Here is a 21,210-nt window from a genome sequence, read left to right on the forward strand (position 1 = left end):
GGGCGAGGCGTTCAGTCCCGCCCCACGGCGATCATAATCCGCATGCAAGAACTGAGCGCACTCAGCCAGAGCGCGCTCAGGCCGAGCGCTGATTACATTGCGGCAAGCACAGTGCGCGTGCCGGCGACATGCAGAATCGGCCTGCCCGCGCCGAACAAGGGGGATCCCATGGCCGACGCAGAACACCGCCCGGTGGAGTTCACCGACGACATGCGAATGAAGTTCAACGCGGTGTCCACCGCCACGCTGGCCGGCCAGATGCAGCGACGAGGGATGCAGAACAGCTTCCTCAACGGACTCCGTCCGCTCAATGAGGGCCAGCGGATGCTCGGCTACGCCCACACGCTGCGCTTCGTGCCCAAGCGTGAGGACTTCGAGCGCCGCCTGCAGGGTCCGAATGCGCAGCGCCGCGCTGTGGAATCCGTCGAGCCTGAAGAGGTGCTGATCGTGGAGGCACGCGGCGAGCCGCACGCAGGCACGATCGGCGACATCTTCACCATGCGGATCAAGCACCTCGGTGCATCAGGCTTCATTACCGATGGCGCGCTCCGTGACACGCCCGCAGTGGCCGATGTGGGTCTGCCCGTGTACCACCAGTCCTCGCACGCTGCGACGCTCGGCCGCCTGCACACGCCGCTCGACCACCAAGTGCCGATCGCGTGTGCCGGTGTCACGGTGCTGCCCGGCGACATCATCGTGGGCGACGGCGAGGGTGCCGTCGTGATCCCGGCGCTGCTGGCTGAAGAGGTCGCCAATGACTCCTACGCCCAGGAGATCGAGGAGGAATGGGCCATCGAGCGTGTCGCCGCGGGGGAAAGCTCGATCGGCACGTTCCCCATCGCGAAGGACCGCCGCGCCGAGTTCGAGGAGTGGCTGGCAAATCGCCAGACCTGAGCTTGAGGGTTCGCGGCGCCCGGCTCGACTGAACGGTTCTCGCTAGCCGGCGAGCGCGTCGGCGCCGGCCTGAGCGACCTCGGTGTCCTCGTCGGCGGAGCCGCCCGACACACCGATGGCGCCCACTAGCTCGCCGTCGACGAAGATCCCCACACCGCCGCCGAACACGATGAGGCGTGGCGTGTGAGTGATGCCGTGCACCAGCGACGGCTCATCCTTGATCAGGTTCCACCAGTTGCCGCTGGGCATGCCGCCGAAGCCGGCCACCGTGAATGCCTTGTTGAGCGCGATGCCGGCCGACAGCCGCGGTGCGCCGTCCATGCGAGCGGTCGCGACCGGCTCGCCCGAGGTGTCGGTCACGGCGATACAGAACCGCCGGCCCATCGCCTCGGCCTCGGCCAGCGCTGCGTCGAGTGCCTTGCGGGCTCCGGCGAGCGTCAGCGAGCGTCCCGGAGCCGTGTCGTTGTCATCAGCCATGTCGTTCTCCGTCGTTCTCCGGCTTTGAGTCGGCAATCGCGCCGAGGCTACGCTCCGGCTCGCCAGGGGGAGGCAGCCATGGACGTCGGCATCATCATCGGGGAGGCAACGCCGCTCGGCTGGGAGCGGTGGCGCCACGTCTGCCGGCTCATCGAGCGCCTGGGCTTCAATTCGCTGTTCAGGTCTGATCACTACTTCAACGGCAAGCAGAAGGACGCCATCGACGTCTACCTGTCATTTGTCATGACGGCCGCCGAGACCGAGCGCATTCGCTTCGGCCCGCTGGTGACACCGGTCACCTTCCGGGAGCCGGTCAACGTGGGCCGGATGGCACAGCAGCTCGAGGCGCTCGCGCCAGGCCGCTTTGTCATGGGTCTCGGCGCCGGCTGGTACCCCGACGAGCACGAGATCTACGGCATTCACTTCCCCGCCGGTCCCGAGCGCTACGACCGCCTTGAAGAGGCAATCGCGCTCATAAAGGAGCTCTGGTACTCCGAATCGGGCACGTTCGAAGGCGAGTACTACCGCATCAGCGGCACGAATTCGAAGCCTCACCCGCCGCCCGGCCGGCCGCCGATCCTCATCGGGGGCAGCGGGCCTCGCCGAACGCTGCGCATCGTTGCCGAGCACGCCTATGAGTGGAACACCACCCCGCTCGACGTCGACGGCTTCCGGGCTGCGAACGAAGCGCTGGCCCGCCATTGCGAGGACGTGGGCCGAGACCCCGCAGACATTCGCAAGTCGATGCTGATCTTCGCCACGATCGGACCCGACAAGCAGCAGGAAGACATGGTGTTGCAGCGCTTCTTGGACATGATGGCGCCCGAGGGCTCGGGCATCAGCCTCGAAGACGCCATCGCAGCAGGGCACGGTCCGTGGCAGGGCTCGGTCGCCCAACTCGTCGATCACTGCGGGCAGCTGCGCGACCTCGGCCTCGACGAGGTGGTGTTCGAGCACTTCTGCCACGAAGACGACTCGGTGCCCGAGTGGATTGCCGCAGAAGTCAAGCCGAAGCTTGAAACACTCTGAGCGCAGTCAGGCTTTTACATCCGCCGGGGCTTGGGGCTAGGCTCGGCCGCAGGTAGCGGCGGTCGACGTCATGAACCGGCCGCAATCCCAGCCTGCGGGGAGAACCATATGAGCGAAACCGTCAAGAAGCGCACGACAGCGGTCACGCCACGGGGCGTCAATCACCTCGTTCTGAACGTCCGCGACATGGAGGAATCGCACCACTTCTGGTGCGACCTGCTCGGCTTCAAGCAAGTCGGAGCGCTGGATTCGGACAAGTACAACGTCCCGCCTGTGAACATGCGGTTCTACAGCGGTGTGGTCGATGACGTCAACCACCACGACGTTGCCTTGGTCGAGTTGCCCAACATCCCAAAGCCACCCGAGGATTGGGACATGTTCGACAGCGTGTGCGCGGTAAACCACATCGCCATCACCTATCCCGACCGCGAGTCCTGGCTGGAGCAGGTGCAGTTCCTCAAGGACCAGGGCGTCAGGATGAACCTGCGGGTGGATCACGGCATGACCCACAGCGTGTACATCAATGACCCCAACGGGTACGGCGTCGAGGTGCTCTACGAGCTTCCTGCCGAAGTCTGGGATCACGACATCAACGGCGCGCTCAACTACGCCGTGACCCTTCCCGAAGAGGATCTGCTGGTCGACACCACCGACTACGAGACGAACTTCACACCGGCCTGAGCCGTCTCGCCGACGTGAGCCATAGCGCAGCGCTGGCTTCGGGGCGCGCTCGAACGAGGTCGCGATGTACGCAATCCAGGTAACCGAACCGGGCGGTCCCGAGGCGCTCGTGTGGACCGAGGTCGACGACCCGGTTGCTGAGCCGGGGACGCTCGTCGTAGACATCGATGCAGCGGGCGTCAACTACATCGACACCTACCACCGCAGCGGCCTGTACCCCGTGCCGTTGCCGTTCATTTCCGGTGTCGAGGGTGCCGGCACCGTCACCGAAGTCGGTGAAGGTGTCGACGGGTTCGCCGTGGGCGACAGGGTGGCGTGGACAGGGCACCCCGGCACGTACGCGGAGAAAGCCCAGGTGCCGGCCCGTGTGGCGATCGTGCTGCCCGAAGGCGCCAGCACCGAATTGGGTGCGGCCACGATGCTGCAGGGCATGACCTCGCACTTCCTGGCGTGCTCGACGTTCCCGCTAGAGCCTGGCCATCGCTGCCTCGTCCACGCAGGTGCCGGTGGGGTGGGGCTGCTGCTCATCCAGATGGCCAAGATGCGCGGTGCCGAGGTATTCACGACCGTCGGCACCGCCGGCAAGGCCGAGCTGGCAGCGGGCGCGGGAGCTGACCACGTCATCAACTACCGCGACGAAGACTTCGGCGACGCTGTCGAGCGGATCGCTGGTGCCCGACCGCTTGACGTGATCTATGACGGCGTCGGCGCCGACACGTTCGAGCGGGGCCTCGAAGTGCTGCGGCCGCGGGGAATGATGGTCACGTTCGGCAACGCCTCCGGGCCGGTACCGCCGATGCCGCCCCTGCGGCTGTCCACCGGCGGGTCGCTGTTCCTCACCCGTCCGACGCTCGGCGATCACACCGCAACCCGCGCAGAACTCGAACAGCGGGCGAACGATCTCTTCGGCTGGATCGCCGATGGCCGCCTCGACGTGCGCATAGGAGCTCGCTTCCCGATGGCCGACGCGCGCGCTGCGCATGAGGCCCTGCAGGGCCGCGCCACCACCGGCAAGGTGCTGCTCATTCCCTGAACGAGCCCCACCGCAGCAAAACACTGAGCGTGCTCATTCCAATTCCGCCTGCGTTAGTGTCTGAGCCGAATCCCGGGCACATCACAGGGGGGTAGCCGAGATGAGCGAGTCCACCGAGACCTGGTCGCCGATGACCGGCGACGAGTACATCGAGAGCCTGCGTGACGGGCGCACGGTGTACTTCCAGGGTGAGAAGGTGCGTGACGTCACCACGCATCCGGCGTTCCGCAACAGCGTGCGATCCATCGCCCGGCTGTACGACGCCCTCCACGATCCTGAGCAGCAGGACGTGCTGATGTGCGACACCGACACCGGCTCGGGCGGCAAGACCCACAAGTTCTTCCGCGTGCCCCACAGCGCCGATGATCTCGTCGGCGCCCGGGACGCCATCGCAGGCTGGCAGCGACTGACCTACGGGTGGATGGGCCGCAGCCCCGACTACAAGGCCTCCTTCCTGGGCACGCTCGGAGCGTTCCCGGAGTTCTACGGCGACTACCACGACAACGCCCTGTACTGGTACCGCCGCAGCCAGGAAGAGGTGTCGTACTGGAACCACGCCATCGTGCATCCGCCGGTCGACCGTCACCTCGGTGCGGACCAAGTGTCCGACGTCTGCATGCACGTCGAGCGTGAGACCGACAACGGCTTGATCCTGTCGGGTGCCAAGGTGGTAGCGACCGGCTCGGCGCTGACCCACTACAACTTCATCGCTCACTTCGGCCCGGTGCCGCTGCAGGACCCGGCCTACGCCATCGTGTGCACCACGCCGATGGACTCTGAGGGCGTCAAGCTCATCTGCCGCAACTCCTACGAGCTGCAGGCCGCAGCCACCGGCAGCGTCTTCGACTACCCGCTGTCGAGCCGGTTGGACGAGAACGACTCGATCCTGGTGTTCGATCAGGTCCTCATCCCGTGGGAGAACGTGTTCCTCTACGGCGACCTCGAGAATGCCAACAACTTCTTCCCCGCGTCGGGCTTCATCCCGCGCTTCACCTTCCATGGCCTCGCCCGGCTGTGCGTGAAGCTGGACTTCATCGCCGGTCTGCTGTCGAAGGCGCTGCGGGCCACTGGTACGCGTGGCTTCCGGGGGGTGCAGGCCAAGCTGGGCGAGGTGATCGCCATCCGGAACCTGATGTGGGGCTTGAGCGACGCCATGGCCAAGAGCCCCGATCCGTGGGAGAACGGTGCGGTGCAGCCGTCGCTGCTCTACGGCATGGCCTACCGCACCTTCACGCCGGTCCTTTATCCCCGGGTCAAGGACATCATCGAATCGGTCGTCGGCTCAGGGCTGATCTACGTCAACTCGAATGCGCAGGACTTCAAGTCCGATGAGATCCGGCCGTACCTCGAGCGGTACGTGCGAGGGTCGAACGGCATTCCGGCCCTCGAACGGATGAAGATCATGAAGCTGCTGTGGGATGCCATGGGCAGCGAGTTCGGCGGCCGTCACGAGCTGTACGAGCGCAACTACGCCGGCAACGACGAGCAGATCCGCTATGAGAACTTGGACGTCGCCGATTTCGAGGTCCCCGGCATGGGCTCGATGACCCAGATGCTCGAGGGCTTTGCTGAGCAGTGCATGGCCGAGTACGACCTCGACGGATGGACGATCCCGGGCTTCTTCAACCCCGACGACGTATCGATCGTGGGCAACGACTGGGGCTAAGGGTCCCGCCGCCTCCGCAGCGGGAGCGCGCCAACAGCGAGGCAGAGTCGAACGCGGAGTAGATTTTTGGCGAGCTGCAAGGAGCACGCCGTGAAGTCGATCTTCTTCCATCTGATGCCGTATCCCGAGCTGCCGCCGGACTTCCCCGAGCAGCACCGATCGGTGTGGGTGGACATCGACCCCAAGCTGTACGACCCCACCGTTGGCCACCAGACCTACAACGCGTATCTCGACCAGCTCGAGTTCGCAGCACAGTGCGGGTTCGACGCCGTCGGCATCAACGAGCACCACTCCAACGGCTACGGGCTGATGCCCAGCCCGAACATCATCGCGGCGGCGCTGTCACGCAACTGCCCCGACACCAACATCGTTGTGCTGGGCGACTCGGTGGCGCTGTACAACCCGCCGCTGCGGGTGGCCGAGGAGATCGCCATGCTGGACGGGATCACCGGCGGGCGCATGATCGCCGGCTTCCCGGTGGGCTCGCCGATGGACACCATCTACGCCTACGGGCAGAACCCGGCCACGCTGCGCGAGCGCTACCACGAGGGTGTGGACCTCATCCGCCAAGCGTGGACGTCGGACGAGGTGTTCAGCTTCAACGGCAACTACAACAAGCTGCGCTACGTCAACGTCTGGCCCCGGCCGGTGCAGCAGCCGCACCCGCCGATCTGGATTCCCGGCGGCGGCTCGGTGGACACCTGGGACTGGTGCGCCGCCGAGGACCTCGTGTACTGCTACCTGAGCTACTTCGGCTACAAGGCGGGGCTGCGCACCATGCAGGGTTTCTGGAAGAAGGTCCAGGAGCTCGGCAAGGAGACCAACCCGTTCCAGGGCGGCTTCGCGCAGTTCGTCGCCGTGGCCGATACCGAGGCCGAGGCGTGGGACCTGTACCGCGAGCCGGCCGAGTACTTCTTCAACACCTGCCTGCACGTGTACGCCGGCTATGCCGACCCGCCCGGCTTCAAGACGCCCAACACGGTGCGCGCCGGCGTGGAGGGCATGGTCGAGCGGGCCGCGCGGGAAGCCACCGCCCGGCGCGAGGCCAGCGCGGCCGACGCCGCCAAGGCGGGCAGCGCCAAGCCCTCCTACGGCTCGAAGAAGCTGAGCTTTGAGGACATGGTGGAGAAGGGCTACATCATTCTGGGCAATCCCACCCAGGTCACCGAGCAGGTGCACGAGCTGGCCACGACGATGAACGTGGGCCATCTGATGGTGTTCAGCCACTTCGGCAACATGGATCCCGAGCTGGTGAAGATGAACACCGAGATGTACGCCACCCAGGTGATGCCCGAGGTCGCAGGCCTGTTCGAGGACGAGTACGAAGACCACTGGTGGCCCAAGGGCGACCAGCAGCTCGCGGCGGTGGGGAGCCGCGCCCAGTGAGCGGGGCGACGCCGCTGGCCGGCCATTTCGCACCGGGGACGCTGCCGTTCCGGGACGGCCATGTCGGGGTCGTCGAGCTGGGCGAAGGACCCACGGTGGGCTACCTGCACGGGATGCTCGGCAATCCGGGCGTACATGCCGTCCTGGAGGAACTGGCCGCCGCCGGCTCTCGGGTGGTGGCGCCGAGCCTGCCCGGGTTCACCGGGTCGAGCGAGCCCGACGGCCTGCGGAACCTGCACGACTGGGTGGTGGCGACGAGCGAGATCGTCGATGTGGCCGGATTGACGGGTGCGCCGCTGGTGGCGTCGAGCGTGGGTGCGATGCTGGCATTGGAAGTGGCAGCAGTACGGCCCGAGGCGTTTGGGCCGATGGTGCTCATCTCGCCGTTCGGGCTGTGGGTTGACGACGACCCCGTGGCCGATCCCTTCGGCACCACCCTGAGCGTGCAGCGGGCGATGCTGACCGACGACACGTCGGCCTCGGCGGCGTTCTTCGACGACCCGGCCGACTTGCCCGCCGACATGGTGGTGGAGCACGGCGTGCACCGCTACCTCACGCGCACGGCCGCGGCCCAGCTGATCTGGCCGCTGCCCGAGTGGGGCTTGGCCGAGCGCCTGCACCGGGTGACCAATCCGGTGACGTTGATGCACGGCGCCAAGGACCGCATCATCCCGGTGTCGTACCTGCAGCGCTGGGCGGATGTGCTGCCGAACGTTGTAGGCACCCACGTGCTCGATGACGCCGGCCACCAGGCCGACTTCGATCAGCCTGCCCAAGTCGCCCGTATCGCCGCCGCTGCCTTCGCCTGATCTGCTTGACCGCCTCTCCGACGGCCTGATTTCTCGCCGCCGTCAAGCGGGCCGATGTCTCAGCGCCCGCCGTGCCTCGAGATCGGTCTCGCGCTTGCGGATCGCGTGGCGCTTGTCATACAGGCGACGGCCGCGGGCCAGGCCGAGTTCGAGCTTGGCGCGCCCTTCGCGAAAGTAGATCTCCAACGGGATCAGCTGCAGCCGGTCCTGCTCGGTGCGCGCCCGCAGCCGGTTGATCTCAGCACGGTGCATGAGCAGCTTGCGAGGGCGCTCGACCTCGTGGCCCATTGCCGCCGAAGCATGGGTCCACGGGGCGATATGCAGGCCCATCAGCCACATCTCGTCGTCGCGGACCCGGGCGTAGGCATCGCCCATCTGGGCACCGCCGGCGCGTAGCGACTTCACCTCGGTGCCGCGCAGCACCATGCCGCACTCGAAGGTGTCGAGCACCTCGTAGTTGCGCCGCGCACGCCGGTTCGACGCGACAACGACCCGGTCCTCCATCTGCCTGAGGGTACGGCTGATGCGGCCCCTAGAATCCTGAGTCGCTTAGTCGGGAATTGTCGAGGCGCCGTGCGGGTTCCCGGCCAGCAACCGACCACCGCAGCGCCACCCAACCGGGAGCTCCGATGGCTGTCACCGTCCGCTTGCCCACTGTCCTGCGACCGCATGCCAACGGGCAGTCGAAGGTTGATGCGGAGGGCTCCACGGTGGCTGAGGCTGTGTCGTGGCTGGTCGGTCAGTTTCCTGCCATCGCTCCCAACCTGCTCGCGGAGGACGGCAGCCTGCATCGCTTCGTGAACGTTTACGTCAACGACGAGGATGTGCGCTACCTCTCCCAGATGGACACCGCGCTCGCCGACGGCGACGAGTTGTCGATCCTTCCCGCCGTCGCCGGCGGCTGAGTCGGTACGGCGCCGCCTTCAGCCCACGGTTGAGCCAGCGCCGTGGCCGTCTATCGCTCCGTCGACGAGCTGATCGGCGGCACGCCCGTCTTGGATGTCAGCCGTCTCAGCCCCAACCCGTCGGTCAAGCTCTTCGCCAAGCTCGAGGGTCACAACCCGACGGGCTCGGTCAAGGACCGCGTTGCGCTGGCGATGCTGGACCAGGCCGAGGCCGAAGGCCGCTTGCAGCCGGGCTCGGTGATCATCGAGCCGTCCTCTGGCAACACCGGGATCGCGCTGGCGATGCTGGGCCAGCGCCGCGGCTATGCGGTGAAGATCGTGCTGCCCGGCAATGTGACCGCCGAGCGGCGCCAGATGCTCGAGATCTACGGCGCTGAGATCATCTCCAGCCCTGCCGAGCAAGGATCCAATGGCGCCGTGCGAATGGCCCTCGAACTGGCCGACGCCAACCCCGACTGGACCATGCTCTACCAGTACGGCAACGAGGCCAACCCGCAGGTGCATTACCGCACGACCGGTCCCGAGATCGTGGCCGACGTCGGGGGCATCACTCACTTCATCGCTGGCCTCGGCACCAGCGGGACCCTGCTCGGCGCCGGCCGGTACCTCAAGGAACATGTCGCGGGTGTGCAGGTCTGGGCAGTCGAGCCGCCCGCCGGCGAGCAAGTCGAGGGGCTGCGCAGCCTCGATGAGGGGTACGTGCCGCCGATCTTCGAGGACTGGGGCGGCGCGGAGCTGCTCGACCGCAAGATGATCGTGCGCCCACGTGAGTCGATCGAGGCCACGCGCATGCTGGCCACCGAAGGCGTGTTCTCAGGCATCTCGGGCGGGGCGGCCCTGGCGGGCGCACGCAAGGCCGCCGCCAGCGTCGACAGCGGAGTGATCGTGTTCGTGGTCAGCGACCACGGCTGGAAATATCTCTCGGTCGGTGCATGGACGGACGATCTCGAAGTCGCTGCCGCAAACGCGGACGGCGTCATCTACTTCTGATTCGCCGGGCCGAATCCCGGTCTCGCGGTCGTACCGTTTATGGAATGCGATCTGCGGCGCAGCGCCCTCGGCTGCGGTCCTTCGCCGGCCTCGCTGTCTCGTCGGCGTTGCTCGCGGGCGCGTGCACCAGTCCGCCGATCCGGGTCACAGCAACGACCGCGCCGGCAACCCCTCTGTTGCTGGACGTCACCCAGACGACACTGACGCCTGAAGCACCTCGCGGTGATCGGCCTCCAGCGTCGCTCGTGACCGCGCCGCAGGGCGCCAATCGAAACGCTGGCGAGAGCGCCGCGACGACCGAGGTCGAACGGCTCGGCGCGGCGGCAGTGCCGAATCCGCGCGGCGTCGTGCTCGACGGTGACGGATTGGGCATCGTCGGCTTCGGCGCCCCGGCCGAACCGGCGCTGAGCACGCTCATCGAAGCGCTCGGACAGCCAGTCGCCGACACGGGATGGATCGATCCATTCTCCATCTACGGCGATTGCCCGGGCAGCCGCCTGCGAGTGGTGGAGTGGCCTGGGGTACTGGCCTTCTTCGGCGATCCCGAAGACCGCTACCTGCACCGGGATCCCGCCGCCGAGCACTTCATGTCGTGGCGCCTGGGCACGTTCGGGCCCGATCCGTACATGCTGCGCACAGCGGCAGGAATCGGCGTCGGCAGCACGCGCGACGAGGTCGCCACGGCTTACGCGGCAGCGACATTCGTCCCGAGCTCAGCCGGTGCTCCGCCGTCGGTTGTCCTCGAGACTGCGGGCGGTGAGCTCGACGGCATTTTCGACTCGGCGGGCCGTCTGCGGACGCTGACGTCCGGAACGCGCTGCGCGACGCGCTGAGGTCCAGCAGCCAACAGGCGATCCGCTCCCGATGTGAGGCGCGCCGCTTGCTTGCGTAGTATCGGCCTCCGTGAGTGAGCTCTCGGTGACGGTCTTGGGTTGTTCGGGCAGCTATGCCGCCGCCGGCGAGTCGTGCAGTGGCTACCTCGTGCGAAGCGAGACAACAGCGCTGTGGGTGGACTGCGGGCCGGGGACATTCGCCAACCTGCAGAGCCACATGCGGCTGCAGGCGGTCGACGCGCTGCTGGTGAGTCACCACCACCCCGATCACTGCGCCGAGCTGCCGGTCATCTACAACGCCGCCAAGTACTACATGGGCATGGAGCACATCCGTGTGCTCGCAACCGAGGGCGTGCGTGAGGTCACCGATGCCTACGGCGAGAGCTCTGATCTGTTCGGCTGGGAGATGGTGAAGGACTCCTCCCAGGCGCGGGTCGGCGACATCGACGTGCTGTTCTCGCGAACGGATCACCCCGTCGAGACGCTGGCGATGCGCTTCGAGAGCGGCGGCAAGTCGATCGTCTATACGTCGGACACGGGCCGGGGCTGGGCGCTCGCTGCGCTCAGCCGGGACGTCAACAGGCCGGCGCCCGATCTCGTCGTGGGGGAAGGAACGCTGCTCGCGGCGACCGACGATCCCGGCATCCCCCACGTCAGTGCCGCATGGCTGGCGGCCGACGCGAACGATGTGGGCGCGGGCCAGCTCGTGGTGACTCACGTGCCGCCGGGTTCTGATCCCGCGGATCACCTCACCGAGGCCGGCGAAGTGTTCCAAGGCGATGTGGCCGTGGCCCGCACGGGCGCGACCTTCTACGCGTGAGAGCTGCGCCGGTGCCCGAAGGCGAGTCCAGGTCGTGACGCGCCCCGACGGCCGGGCGACCGACGAGCTGCGACCGGTCACGTTCGAACGCGACTTCACCGACCAGACGCCCGGCTCGGTCTTGGTGTCGTTCGGCCGCACCAAGGTGCTGTGCACGGTGTCGATCGATGACGACGTGCCCCGCTGGATGCGGGGCCGGGGCACCGGCTGGGTCACGGCGGAATACTCGATGCTGCCCGGTTCGAGTCCCGAGCGGGTGGGCCGGGAGGCCAAGCGCAACCAGCAGAAGGGCCGCACGCTCGAGATTGAACGGCTCATCGGGCGGGCGCTGCGCGCAGTGTGCGACATGGCGGCGCTGGGCGAGCGCGAGGTCACCGTGGACTGCGATGTGCTGCAGGCTGACGGGGGCACGCGCACGGCCTCGATCTGTGGTGGGTATGTGGCGCTGCACGACGCGTGCACCCGGCTGGTGCGAGACGGGGCCATCGGCCAGCATCCGCTGCTCGATGAGTGCGCGGCGATCTCGGTGGGCATCGTCGGTGGGATGGCCTGCCTGGACCTGCCGTACGTCGAGGACGCCGGGGCCGAGGTGGATATGAACGTGGTCATGACCGGCAGCGGACGCTTCGTCGAGGTGCAGGGCACCGCTGAGGGAGATCCATTCGACGACGAGCAACTCGATGCGATGCTGACGTTGGCCCGTTCCGGCATTGCCGAGATCATCGAGCTGCAACGGGCGACGCTTGACACACCGCCAGCGTGATCGTGTGGCTGCACTGACCATCGGTCGGGCCAAGCATCACAGGCATCACTGCCGCACCAGCGGAAGGCCGAGTTCATGCGACTCGTGATGGCTTCGGCGAACCCGCACAAGGCAGTCGAGATGGCCGAGGTGTTGCGCGAGGCAATACCTGGTCTGGAGATCGTGCCCCGGCCACCGGAACTGGGTGACGTAGCAGAGGACGGCGAGACGCTGGCCGCCAATGCGCTGATCAAGGCCCGTTTTGTGTGCGCAGCGGCTGGCGAACCGGCGATCGCCGACGACACAGGGCTGGAAGTCGACGCGCTGGACGGGGCCCCGGGGGTGCACAGCGCCCGCTACGCCGGGCCGCAACAGGATGCCGCTGCGAACCTGGCCAAGCTTGTGGCGGCGCTGCGGGACGTGCCTGCCGACAGGCGCACTGCGCGATTCCGGACCGTCGTGGCTGTCGCGTTCGGCGACGGCACCGAAGTGCTGGCCGACGGGGTTGTCGAAGGCACCATCGCCACAGCGCCGCGTGGTGACCGCGGCTTCGGTTACGACCCTGTCTTCGTTCCCGATGAGGCGGCACCGAGAACGTTCGCCGAGCTGACCAGCGAGGAAAAGAACCGCATCAGCCACCGCGGCCGTGCGCTGCGAGCGCTCGCAGCTCGGCTCTGAGCTTTACGGCCGATCTGCGCCGGACCGTCCGGCTGGGCGCGCAGGCGCCGTCGGTAACCTGCGCCCCATGACCGACCTTCCATCGATCTCCGTTCCGGCACCGGGTGCGCAGCGGGCATTCGACGCCAGCGGCGTCAGCGGCTGGACGCAGATCTCCAACCGGCTGCTGGACGACCGCATCGTGTTCCTCGGCGACGAGGTGGACGATCAGCTTGCCAACGTCGTGTGCGCGCAGATGCTGTACCTGGAAGGTCAGGACCGCGGCCGCGACATCTCGCTGTACATCAACAGCCCTGGCGGCTCGGTCACGGCGGGCATGGCCATCTACGACACCATGCAGTTCATCGCGTGCGATGTGGCGACGGTGTGCCTCGGCCTCGGCGCCTCGATGGGCCAGTTCCTGCTGACCGCGGGCGCTCCCGGCAAGCGCTACTGCCTGCCCCACGCCCGGGTGATGATGCACCAGCCCTCGGGCGGTGTGCGCGGCCAGGCATCCGACATCGCGATCCAGGCCGAGCAGATGGCCTACGTCAAACGCCTGATGGCCGAGCGCACCGCGCTGCACAGCGGCCAGGACGTCGAGCAGATCCTGCTCGACTCCGAGCGCGATCGCTGGTTCACCGCCGAGGAGGCCAAGGCCTACGGCTTGTGCGATCACGTGATCGTCAAGCGCGGCGAGATGATCTAGAGGCCCTTAACCGGGTGCAGCGACACTCGTGTGCCCGGTTCATCCGGGCGCAGCTATGCAGTTGCGGGTGATGTAGTCGACGACCCGCTGCGCGGCTGGGTCTTGGGTCTCAAGGTAGGGATCCTGCGCCGAGATGAGCGCTGCAGCCCGGTCGAATGTCTCCCGCGAGTCGGTATCGGCGATCGCATCGCTCAGCGCTGCAGTCAGATCGGCCAGGAGCTGCACGTCTGGCTGGATCTCGGCTGGAGCGGCATCCGCTGCGGCGCCGAACTGGCGGGCTGTGCGTTCGAGCGCCTCGCGCGTGCTGGCGTCGTCGTTCGGATTGACTGCCAAGCTGAGCTCGTCGATCAGCAGCAAGTGGGCGAACTCGTCGCAGAACTCCTCGACCGATGCCCCATCATCGCCGGCCAAGACCGTCATCCGTAGGGCGACGACGACTGCGACAGCGGCCAGGGCGACGAGGAACCAGCGCTGGCGAGCCGTCATGGCAGTCACGCGCGGCTTGCAGCCTCCGCCCGGCACCTCAGATCCGCGACGCCGTGCGCGAGGCCGTCGGCGTAGCGGTACAGCGCGCTTCCTGAGACCAGCACGTTCGCGCCTGCCGCGGCGGCGCCGCTGATGGTGTCGGCCGAGATGCCCCCGTCCACCTCGATGTCGATGCCCGCACCCGATGCCCCAGCGGACCCGCTCTCGTCGATGAGGCAGCGCAGCGCGGCGATCTTGGGCTCCATGGTGGCGACGTAGGCCTGCCCGCCGAACCCGGGATTGACGGTCATGACGAGCACCATGTCGACGAGGTCGAGGACGTGCGACACGGCATCGATCGGGGTCGCCGGGTTGATCGCTACCGCTGGCTTCGCTCCCAGCTCAGCTACCCGGTTGAGCGAGCGGTGCAGGTGCGTCACCGACTCTGCGTGAACGATCAGCATCTCGCATCCGGCGTCGACGTAGGCACCGAGCATCGGGTCGGGATCGACGACCATCAGGTGCGCCTCGAACATCACCTGGGCGTGCGGCCGGCAGGCGGCGATGACGTCGGGGCCGAACGTGAGGTTCGGCACGAAGACGCCGTCCATGACATCCCACTGGATGCGGTCCACCCCCGCTGCTTCGAGTGCGGCGCACTCCTCGCCGAGGCGCGCAAAGTCCGCAGGCAGGACCGAGGGAACTATTTCGATTGGCCGAGGCACCGTCGTCGACGACGTGTTCACCCGGCCAGTGTTGCCGATGCGCCGCAGAAAGGCGCGGCAGTTATGTGGCGAACCGTGACAAGCGGCTAGTTGAGGCGCTCCACGATCATGGCCATGCCCTGACCGCCGCCGACGCACATCGACTCGAGGCCGATGCTCTTGTCGCGATCGGCGAGGCCGTTCAGCAGCGTGGTCATGATGCGGGCGCCGGTCATGCCGAATGGGTGACCCAGCGCGATGGCGCCGCCGTTGAGGTTGAGCTGATCGACCATGTCGATGCCCAGCTCATCGGCGGAGGGGATCACCTGGGCAGCGAAGGCTTCGTTGATCTCGACCATGTCGATGTCGTCGATCGTCATGCCCGCACGAGCGAGTGCCGCCTTGCAGGCTTCGATCGGCCCGAGTCCCATGATCTCGGGATTCAGCGCCGACACCCCTGACGAGATGATGCGGGCCAGCGGGGTGATGCCGAGCTCTTCGGCACGCTGGCGGCTCATCACCATGACTGCGGCGGCCCCGTCGTTCAGCGGGCACGCATTGCCGGCAGTCACCCTGCCGTCGGGCCGGAAGACCGGCTTCAGCTGCGAGACCGCGTCGAAGGTGACGCCCGCGCGGGGGCCGTCGTCTGTGGCGACCACCGAGCCGTCAGGCAATTCCAGCGGGGTGATGTCCATCTCGAAGAAGCCGCGGCCGATGGCGTCCTCGGCCTTGTTCTGGCTCATCACGCCGTACTCGTCCATGGCCTGGCGGCTGACGCCCTTGTGCTCGGCGACGTTCTCGGCCGTCTGGCCCATCGCGATGTACAGGTCAGGCAGACCCGGCGCGGGAGTCCAGTCGCCGTGCCCGCCTTCTGACCGCACCTTGGTGCGCTCGCCGGGTGCACGGAACTGCGGGTTGGTGGTGCCGGGCAGGCTGTCGGAGTTGCCCTTGTCGTAGCGGCTGACGCACTCCACGCCTGCGGCGATGAAGGCGTCGCCCTCGCCGGCGCGGATGGCATGCGCCGCCATGCGGATGGTCTGCAGCGACGACGAGCAGTAGCGGTTGACCGTGGTGCCGGGCACCTCGTCGAGGCCGGCCAGGATGGCCGAGGCCCGCGCGATGTTGAATCCGGCCTCGCCGCCGGGCTGGCCGCAGCCCAGCATGAGATCCTCGATGTCGCCATGGGGCAGCTCGGGCACCTTGTCGAGCAGCTTGGTGACGATCTGCGCCGTCATGTCATCGGGACGCATCTCGGTCAGCGAGCCCTTGAACGCCCGCCCGATCGGGCTGCGTGCGGTGGCGACAATGACCGGATCGGTCTTGGCATCCCTGCTTGTTGTGACTGGGCTCATGAAGTTCCCCTTCTCGTAGCGCGCCGAACCCCGATCGGGGGCCGTCGCGCAGCATGCGAGCCCAGAGGCTACGTCATTGCGCCGGAGTCCACAGGAGCGTGTCGTCCATGAACTGGCTCCACGCAAACCAGAACGACTGGTGACCCTCGATCTCGTTGCCGGCCGCATCGGTGGCTCTCAGGCCGCCGCCGTCGAGGCGGACCGTGACCCCGTTGAGCTCCACATCGCCGCCCCCGGTCAACGTCGCAATTGCAGCATCGACGGCGAAGGCGACCGGGGTCCCATCGTCGGTGATCACGCCGAAGACCTGGTCGTGCACTGCGAGGCGTTCATCCACATCGCCGACCGGGAAGATCGGCCCCCGGTCATCACGGCCGCGCAGCGGATCAAGCGGGTAGCTGCGCCCGATGCCGCCGTCTTCGGCCACGATCGTCGTCTCGGGATGCGCGGCCCTCCATTCGCCCCACGTGGTGGTCACCACCGTGGCCTGGTCGAGCATGACTCCCCGGCGCCGAAGCGGGCCTGAGACCGCCTCGCCGGTGAAGGTGTTGAACACCGAGTCGGTCTGCCAGTCGTACATGACCTTGTTGGAGCGTGACAGCAGCCCTGAGGTGCGCAGGATCGGTATCGAAACGCCGTCGGGAACATCGTCGGTGAAGAAGGCCTGCGCTGAGCCGCACAACGTGCAGTACGGCATGCCGATTCGGCGCCCCCCGAGCGTGTCGTTGACCATCTCGTGGATCTCCATGATGTGGCGGGGGTAGGCCCGGGCCTCGTCGCCGATCACGACGGCGAACACGATGCCGTCGTCGGCGTACCACGCGCCGCCCTCGGCGTCGGTGACGGCAGGGTCGTCGAGCGCAGGAATGCAGCCCCAGGGGCACGGGTTGGGGTCGCCGAGCGGCCGGTCGTCAATGAGGACGCCGCCCCAGCTCACCCAACGCCAGTCGATGTCGGCTTGCTGGTCGTCGAAGAACGGTTGCCAGCGGTTGTCGACCTGGGTGAACAGCCGTGCCTTGTAGTCCACGTATCCCCCGAAAGCGGGAATGTCCCAGGCGATCAGGTGGTCGGTCATCGATTGCCAGGGGCTGCGCTGCGCTACGGGATCGTCGGCCAGCCGCACGCCGGTCAGCCGCTCGAAGGCCGAGATGGCACCGGATGCGAGGTCGCTCCCGGGCGGCAGGAACCGCAGCAAGTCCGAGACAATCCAGCCCAGCCGTGGGTCGGGGTTATGTCCGATCTGGGCCACCATCGCGCCGGTGAGTTCGGGCGTCAGGTGGTTCCATACAGCGTCGAGGTCGCTGATGGCCGCAGGGGTGAGCGGGCCGCTGGGCACCGCAGGTGCAGGCGGGAATTCGAAGCCGAGATGGTTGCGCAGCGCGCCGGTCTCCCGAGGATCGAGCTGGACCGCCCCTCGGGCCGCCGTCGTCGGCGGTGCAGCCGTGCCACCCGGCGCTGTCGCCTCTGTTGGCGTTGGGCTCGCCGCCGTTGCAGTTGTGCCGTCGCTGGGCGCCTCGGTCGTCGGCGTGCCCGCCGCTGCGGCTGGCACATCTGTGGCGGTCGAATCCGCGGTGCTGCCCGAACACGCCGCGGCAACGAGCGTGATCCACGTCAGCAGAGCGCAGAGGCGCGATCTCACGAGCCCACGCTAGGTGCCGTTCTCCCTGCGGTGATAGCGCCCGTTACAGGAGCGATCGGAGCTACCGGGTCCGGCGCCCGTGAGGTGCGAGGACCGCTCAGGCGTTCTGCAAGGCGCGCCAGACGTTTTGCGGACTGCAGGGCATGTCGATGTGGTCGATGCCCAGGTGGGCGACTGCGTCGCACACAGCGTTGTGCACCGCCGGCGTCGAGCCGATCGTGCCGGACTCGCCGATGCCCTTGGCGCCCAGCGGGTTGCGTGGGCTGGCCGTCTCGGTGTTGGACACCTCGAAGCTGGGCAGCTCGGCTGCGGAGGGGATGAGGTAGTCCATCATGCTGGCGTTCAGCGGATTCGCGTCGTCGTCGTACTCGACGTGCTCGTACAGCGCCTGCGCGATGCCCTGGGCGATGCCGCCGTGCTGCTGGCCGTTGACGATCAGCGGGTTCATGATCGTGCCGCAGTCATCGACCGCCACATGGCGCAGCAGCTCGACCTCGCCGGTGTCCTGGTCGACTTCGACCACGGCCACATGCGAGCCGAACGGGAACGTCGCGTCCGAGCCGTCGAAGTTCTCCTCGGCCATGAGGCCCGCGGTGATGCCCGATGGGCGGGCGCTGTCGTCATTGGCCAGCTTGGCGATATCGGCCCAGCTCACCGAGCTGGTGGGCACACCGGCAACCGCCAGGCCGCCTTCCGCGACCACGATGTCGTCGGCGGAGGCCTCGAGCAGGTGAGCAGCGAGCTGCTTGCCCTTCTCGAGCACCGCCTGGCTGGACAGGTACACCGCCGAGCCGGCGGTCTGCAGCGACCGGGAACCCAGCGTCCCTGCGCCTGAGGGCACCTCGTCGGTGTCGGCATCGACGTGGGTCACGTCGTCCATGGAAATGCCCAGCACGCCCTCCACGATCTGGGCGAACGCCGTGGCGTGGCCTTGGCCGTGGCTGGAGGTGCCCACCCGGATCGTTGCCGTGCCGTCTTCGTGCACCTCGGTGCTGCCGTACTCGACGTGCAGGCCCACCGGAGCGGTGATCTCCACGTACGACGACACGCCGATGCCCAGCAGCTTCGCGTCGCCCGAGTCTCGCCGTGCCTGCTGCTCGGCGCGCAGGTCCGCATAACCCGAAGCCTCGAGCACGGCATCGAGCGACCGCTCGTACTCGCCCGAGTCGTACACCACGCCGGTCTGCAGCGCCGCGGGGAAGGCGTCGGGCTGCAGGTAGTTCTTGCGGCGGATCTCGGCGGGATCCATGCCGATGGCAGCGGCGGCCTTGTCCAGGATGCGCTCGACCATCTGGGTGGCCTCGGGTCGCCCCGCCCCGCGGTATGCACCGATCGGCGTGGTGTTGGTGACGACGGTCTGCGAGACGAAGTCGATCACCGGGATGTCGTACACCGCCTGGGACAGCATGCCAGTGAGCAGCGGCAGGATCGCCCCGATCACCGGGTACGCGCCGGCGTCGGCAATCACGTGCGCCTTGAGGCCGACGATGCCGCCGTCGTCGCGCACGCCCAGATCGACGTTCATCACCATGGCGCGGCCGTGCACCATCGACTGCATGTTCTCGGTGCGGGTCTCGGTCCAGCGCACAGGCCGGCCGAGGGCCTGGGCTGCCTTGCCCGCCACGATGTACTCCACGTAGCAGTTCGCCTTGGGGCCGAATCCGCCGCCCACCCACGGGGCGACCACACGCAACTGCTCGGCTTCGAGACCGAGCGAGGGGGCAAGCGCCTCCTTCATCGAATGGGCAGCCTGGGTAGACAGGTACAGCGTCATCGAGCCGCCATCGCGCGGCACGGCGACGCAGCCGTTGGGCTCCATGGGCACGCCGGCAAGCCGCTGGGTGACGATGCGCTCCGAGACGACATGATCTGCCCCGGCCAATGCGTCGACGCTCGGGCGCTCGCCGGTCTCCTCGTCGGGGGCCGGGATGGCGAACGGGAAGCACACGTTGGATGCCTGGCCGTCCCACACCACCGGGGCACCGGGATCGGCGGCGGTCTCGAAGTCCGAGACGACCGGCCGCGGGCTGTAGTCGACGGCAACCGCTTCGGCGGCGTCGTTGGCCTGGCTCTGGGTCTCAGCCACAACTGCGGCCACGAGGTCGCCGACATAACGCACCCGGCCCGTCGCGAGCGGCGGCCGGTTGTACGCCGGGTCGATCATCGGGAAGCCCTGGAAGGCATCCGCAGGCAGGTTGTCGGCGGTGTACACCGCCAGCACGCCAGGCATCGACTCGGCCTCTGAGGTGTCGATCGAGGTGACATCGGCGTGCGCCTCAGGCGAGCGCACGAACGCGACGCGTGCTGCGTCGATGTCGAGGTCGTCGACATAGTGATTCGCCCCGGTCAGCAGCCCGGGGTCTTCCCGTCGCTGTACGGGGTTGCCCAAGATCGAACCCGCTGCGGCCATCTGTTGCCCCCTTAGTGGCAGGCGCCGGGTGGGCGGCGCCGTGAGTCATTCACGAGTGAGCGCCGACCGCTGCGAGCAGTCCGGCGTCAGCCGCGACAGTAGCCCACGGCTCAGCGAGCGCTGTTCGCTGCCATGGGCTGCGCGCACGCCCCTGCATGGGGCGGTCGAGCGTTGCGGAAGCCGGCGCTCAGCCGGCCGTCCGGTCGAGCGTTGACAGCCACGTCTCGATCGTGCGGGCTGCGAGTTCGGGCTGCTCACACATCCACCAGTGCCCGACATCGGCGAGTTCGGCAACCTGCGCGCCGGCTCGTCCGGCCAGTCGGCGGTGCGCTTCTGCGCCGCCAGTGAAGACATCTCCCTCGGCCAGGATGCACAGGCCAGGACGCTGTGCTGCCGTGGAGATGTTCTGGCCCAGTCGCTGCATCGCCGGCTGGGCGGCATCGCGGTACAGCGCCAAGATGCACCGGCCCATGTCGGCGTTGATGTGCGGCACGACCGCTGTCGCCACCTCGGTGCCCATGCCCATGCCGGCATAGAAGGGAATGCGCTCGTCGTCGGATCGGCTGATCATGCGCTCGATTGAAGCGTCGCCGTCGGGGCTCTGCCAGAGCTGCGCGGCGTCATGCCAGACGTAGTCGGGATCGAACAGGCCGATGACGTCGGTGCACCACGAGCGGATCAGGTCCGGGCGCTCCATGGCGATGCGCATGACGTGGCCGCCGCCCCAGTCGTGCCCCAGCAGGTCCACATGCTCCGCGCCGGCCGCGAGCAGCTGCTCCAGCTCGGCTGCGAGCCAGTCCCGATACTCGTTCATGGTGGCGCCGAAACCTTCGGGCGCGGGCACGCCGAAACCGGGAGGCGACAGTGCCACGACATCGGAGGCGCCGATGCCGCGGCGCTCGAGGGCGGCGCGCATCGGATTCCAGATGGCGGTTGTCTCGGGATTGCCGTGAACGAGCACGAGCGTCATTGCGAACGTCTCCCCGTTTGGGAATCAGGATTCTTCGCC

The 21,210-nt window shown here is 67.6% G+C and carries 22 protein-coding genes; 14 read left to right on the plus strand and 8 right to left on the minus strand.

Annotated elements, in window-relative coordinates; translation table 11 throughout:
- The first annotated feature begins 168 nt into the window (after window positions 1-168).
- Window positions 169-894: a hypothetical protein gene (locus ACOGW9_RS15295; protein WP_419912770.1), complete on the plus strand. Its 726-nt coding sequence runs from the start codon at window positions 169-171 to the stop codon at window positions 892-894.
- A gap of 42 nt (window positions 895-936) precedes the next feature.
- Here ACOGW9_RS15295 and ACOGW9_RS15300 read toward each other — a convergent pair whose 3' ends face one another.
- On the minus strand, window positions 937-1,371 hold the full coding sequence (locus tag ACOGW9_RS15300) for a GlcG/HbpS family heme-binding protein (RefSeq protein WP_419912772.1): 435 nt from the start codon (window positions 1,369-1,371) through the stop codon (window positions 937-939).
- A 78-nt stretch (window positions 1,372-1,449) separates the two neighbouring features.
- Between ACOGW9_RS15300 and ACOGW9_RS15305 the strand changes: the two genes are divergently transcribed.
- The 6 genes from ACOGW9_RS15305 (at window position 1,450) to ACOGW9_RS15330 (ending at window position 7,975) form a co-directional block, all read left to right on the plus strand.
- Window positions 1,450-2,400 (plus strand): LLM class flavin-dependent oxidoreductase, encoded by a 951-nt coding sequence (locus tag ACOGW9_RS15305; protein WP_419912774.1) that lies wholly within the window; start codon window positions 1,450-1,452, stop codon window positions 2,398-2,400.
- Window positions 2,401-2,508: 108 nt separating this feature from the next.
- Window positions 2,509-3,081: a VOC family protein gene (locus tag ACOGW9_RS15310; protein ID WP_419912776.1), complete on the plus strand. Its 573-nt coding sequence runs from the start codon at window positions 2,509-2,511 to the stop codon at window positions 3,079-3,081.
- Between the two features lie 64 nt (window positions 3,082-3,145).
- Complete coding sequence (locus ACOGW9_RS15315; protein WP_419912778.1) at window positions 3,146-4,114, plus strand: quinone oxidoreductase family protein; 969 nt, start codon at window positions 3,146-3,148, stop codon at window positions 4,112-4,114.
- Window positions 4,115-4,214: 100 nt separating this feature from the next.
- Complete coding sequence (locus ACOGW9_RS15320; RefSeq protein WP_419912780.1) at window positions 4,215-5,780, plus strand: 4-hydroxyphenylacetate 3-hydroxylase N-terminal domain-containing protein; 1,566 nt, start codon at window positions 4,215-4,217, stop codon at window positions 5,778-5,780.
- Between the two features lie 90 nt (window positions 5,781-5,870).
- The gene (locus ACOGW9_RS15325; protein ID WP_419912782.1) at window positions 5,871-7,166 is read left to right on the plus strand and encodes an LLM class flavin-dependent oxidoreductase; all 1,296 of its coding nucleotides are present in this window, start codon (window positions 5,871-5,873) and stop codon (window positions 7,164-7,166) included.
- The gene (locus ACOGW9_RS15330; protein WP_419912784.1) at window positions 7,163-7,975 is read left to right on the plus strand and encodes an alpha/beta fold hydrolase; all 813 of its coding nucleotides are present in this window, start codon (window positions 7,163-7,165) and stop codon (window positions 7,973-7,975) included. The genes ACOGW9_RS15325 and ACOGW9_RS15330 overlap by 4 nt, the downstream gene beginning before the upstream one ends.
- Window positions 7,976-8,017: 42 nt before the next feature.
- On the opposite strand, the gene smpB is transcribed toward ACOGW9_RS15330, so the two are convergent.
- Window positions 8,018-8,479, minus strand: coding sequence for an SsrA-binding protein SmpB (gene smpB / locus ACOGW9_RS15335; protein ID WP_419912786.1), 462 nt, complete (start codon window positions 8,477-8,479; stop codon window positions 8,018-8,020).
- 125 nt (window positions 8,480-8,604) lie between these two features.
- Here smpB and ACOGW9_RS15340 point away from each other — a divergent pair, with 125 nt between their 5' ends.
- The 7 genes from ACOGW9_RS15340 (at window position 8,605) to ACOGW9_RS15370 (ending at window position 13,631) form a co-directional block, all read left to right on the plus strand.
- Window positions 8,605-8,880, plus strand: coding sequence for a ubiquitin-like small modifier protein 1 (locus ACOGW9_RS15340; RefSeq protein ID WP_419912788.1), 276 nt, complete (start codon window positions 8,605-8,607; stop codon window positions 8,878-8,880).
- A gap of 42 nt (window positions 8,881-8,922) precedes the next feature.
- A complete protein-coding gene (locus ACOGW9_RS15345) occupies window positions 8,923-9,870 on the plus strand; it encodes a PLP-dependent cysteine synthase family protein (RefSeq protein ID WP_419912790.1) in 948 nt (315 codons plus the stop codon).
- 44 nt (window positions 9,871-9,914) lie between these two features.
- On the plus strand, window positions 9,915-10,703 hold the full coding sequence (locus ACOGW9_RS15350; RefSeq protein WP_419912792.1) for a hypothetical protein: 789 nt from the start codon (window positions 9,915-9,917) through the stop codon (window positions 10,701-10,703).
- A 70-nt stretch (window positions 10,704-10,773) separates the two neighbouring features.
- Window positions 10,774-11,523, plus strand: coding sequence for an MBL fold metallo-hydrolase (locus tag ACOGW9_RS15355; RefSeq protein WP_419912794.1), 750 nt, complete (start codon window positions 10,774-10,776; stop codon window positions 11,521-11,523).
- Window positions 11,524-11,557: 34 nt separating this feature from the next.
- The gene (rph, locus tag ACOGW9_RS15360; protein WP_419912796.1) at window positions 11,558-12,286 is read left to right on the plus strand and encodes a ribonuclease PH; all 729 of its coding nucleotides are present in this window, start codon (window positions 11,558-11,560) and stop codon (window positions 12,284-12,286) included.
- A gap of 75 nt (window positions 12,287-12,361) precedes the next feature.
- Window positions 12,362-12,943: an RdgB/HAM1 family non-canonical purine NTP pyrophosphatase gene (rdgB, locus tag ACOGW9_RS15365; protein ID WP_419912798.1), complete on the plus strand. Its 582-nt coding sequence runs from the start codon at window positions 12,362-12,364 to the stop codon at window positions 12,941-12,943.
- Window positions 12,944-13,010: 67 nt separating this feature from the next.
- Window positions 13,011-13,631: an ATP-dependent Clp protease proteolytic subunit gene (locus tag ACOGW9_RS15370; RefSeq protein WP_419912799.1), complete on the plus strand. Its 621-nt coding sequence runs from the start codon at window positions 13,011-13,013 to the stop codon at window positions 13,629-13,631.
- Between the two features lie 39 nt (window positions 13,632-13,670).
- On the opposite strand, the gene ACOGW9_RS15375 is transcribed toward ACOGW9_RS15370, so the two are convergent.
- From ACOGW9_RS15375 to ACOGW9_RS15400, 6 genes are all read right to left on the minus strand, one after another.
- Window positions 13,671-14,126, minus strand: coding sequence for a hypothetical protein (locus ACOGW9_RS15375; protein WP_419912801.1), 456 nt, complete (start codon window positions 14,124-14,126; stop codon window positions 13,671-13,673).
- Window positions 14,123-14,842 (minus strand): ribulose-phosphate 3-epimerase, encoded by a 720-nt coding sequence (rpe, locus tag ACOGW9_RS15380; RefSeq protein ID WP_419912803.1) that lies wholly within the window; start codon window positions 14,840-14,842, stop codon window positions 14,123-14,125. The genes ACOGW9_RS15375 and rpe overlap by 4 nt, the downstream gene beginning before the upstream one ends.
- Window positions 14,843-14,907: 65 nt before the next feature.
- Window positions 14,908-16,152, minus strand: a complete 1,245-nt coding sequence (locus ACOGW9_RS15385) for an acetyl-CoA C-acetyltransferase (RefSeq protein WP_419912805.1) — start codon at window positions 16,150-16,152, stop codon at window positions 14,908-14,910.
- Window positions 16,153-16,225: 73 nt separating this feature from the next.
- Entirely contained in the window at window positions 16,226-17,791 is a 1,566-nt protein-coding gene (locus ACOGW9_RS15390; protein WP_419912807.1) for a DUF3179 domain-containing (seleno)protein, read from the minus strand.
- A 97-nt stretch (window positions 17,792-17,888) separates the two neighbouring features.
- A complete protein-coding gene (locus ACOGW9_RS15395) occupies window positions 17,889-20,201 on the minus strand; it encodes a xanthine dehydrogenase family protein molybdopterin-binding subunit (protein WP_419912808.1) in 2,313 nt (770 codons plus the stop codon).
- Between the two features lie 187 nt (window positions 20,202-20,388).
- Complete coding sequence (locus ACOGW9_RS15400) at window positions 20,389-21,171, minus strand: alpha/beta fold hydrolase (protein WP_419912810.1); 783 nt, start codon at window positions 21,169-21,171, stop codon at window positions 20,389-20,391.
- Window positions 21,172-21,210 lie beyond the last annotated feature (39 nt).

This window comes from Candidatus Poriferisodalis sp., assembly GCF_965203655.1.
Lineage (GTDB): Bacteria > Actinomycetota > Acidimicrobiia > Acidimicrobiales > Poriferisodalaceae > Poriferisodalis.

What these genes read in the sequence shown, in the direction of transcription:
- ACOGW9_RS15295 (WP_419912770.1), top strand. Translation starts at nt 169, where the DNA reads ATGGCCGACGCAGAACACCGCCCGGTGGAGTTCACCGACGACATGCGA.
- ACOGW9_RS15300 (WP_419912772.1), bottom strand. Translation starts at nt 1,371, where the DNA reads ATGGCTGATGACAACGACACGGCTCCGGGACGCTCGCTGACGCTCGCC.
- ACOGW9_RS15305 (WP_419912774.1), top strand. Translation starts at nt 1,450, where the DNA reads ATGGACGTCGGCATCATCATCGGGGAGGCAACGCCGCTCGGCTGGGAG.
- ACOGW9_RS15310 (WP_419912776.1), top strand. Translation starts at nt 2,509, where the DNA reads ATGAGCGAAACCGTCAAGAAGCGCACGACAGCGGTCACGCCACGGGGC.
- ACOGW9_RS15315 (WP_419912778.1), top strand. Translation starts at nt 3,146, where the DNA reads ATGTACGCAATCCAGGTAACCGAACCGGGCGGTCCCGAGGCGCTCGTG.
- ACOGW9_RS15320 (WP_419912780.1), top strand. Translation starts at nt 4,215, where the DNA reads ATGAGCGAGTCCACCGAGACCTGGTCGCCGATGACCGGCGACGAGTAC.
- smpB (WP_419912786.1), bottom strand. Translation starts at nt 8,479, where the DNA reads ATGGAGGACCGGGTCGTTGTCGCGTCGAACCGGCGTGCGCGGCGCAAC.
- ACOGW9_RS15340 (WP_419912788.1), top strand. Translation starts at nt 8,605, where the DNA reads ATGGCTGTCACCGTCCGCTTGCCCACTGTCCTGCGACCGCATGCCAAC.
- ACOGW9_RS15350 (WP_419912792.1), top strand. Translation starts at nt 9,915, where the DNA reads ATGCGATCTGCGGCGCAGCGCCCTCGGCTGCGGTCCTTCGCCGGCCTC.
- rdgB (WP_419912798.1), top strand. Translation starts at nt 12,362, where the DNA reads ATGCGACTCGTGATGGCTTCGGCGAACCCGCACAAGGCAGTCGAGATG.
- ACOGW9_RS15370 (WP_419912799.1), top strand. Translation starts at nt 13,011, where the DNA reads ATGACCGACCTTCCATCGATCTCCGTTCCGGCACCGGGTGCGCAGCGG.
- ACOGW9_RS15385 (WP_419912805.1), bottom strand. Translation starts at nt 16,152, where the DNA reads ATGAGCCCAGTCACAACAAGCAGGGATGCCAAGACCGATCCGGTCATT.
- ACOGW9_RS15395 (WP_419912808.1), bottom strand. Translation starts at nt 20,201, where the DNA reads ATGGCCGCAGCGGGTTCGATCTTGGGCAACCCCGTACAGCGACGGGAA.
- ACOGW9_RS15400 (WP_419912810.1), bottom strand. Translation starts at nt 21,171, where the DNA reads ATGACGCTCGTGCTCGTTCACGGCAATCCCGAGACAACCGCCATCTGG.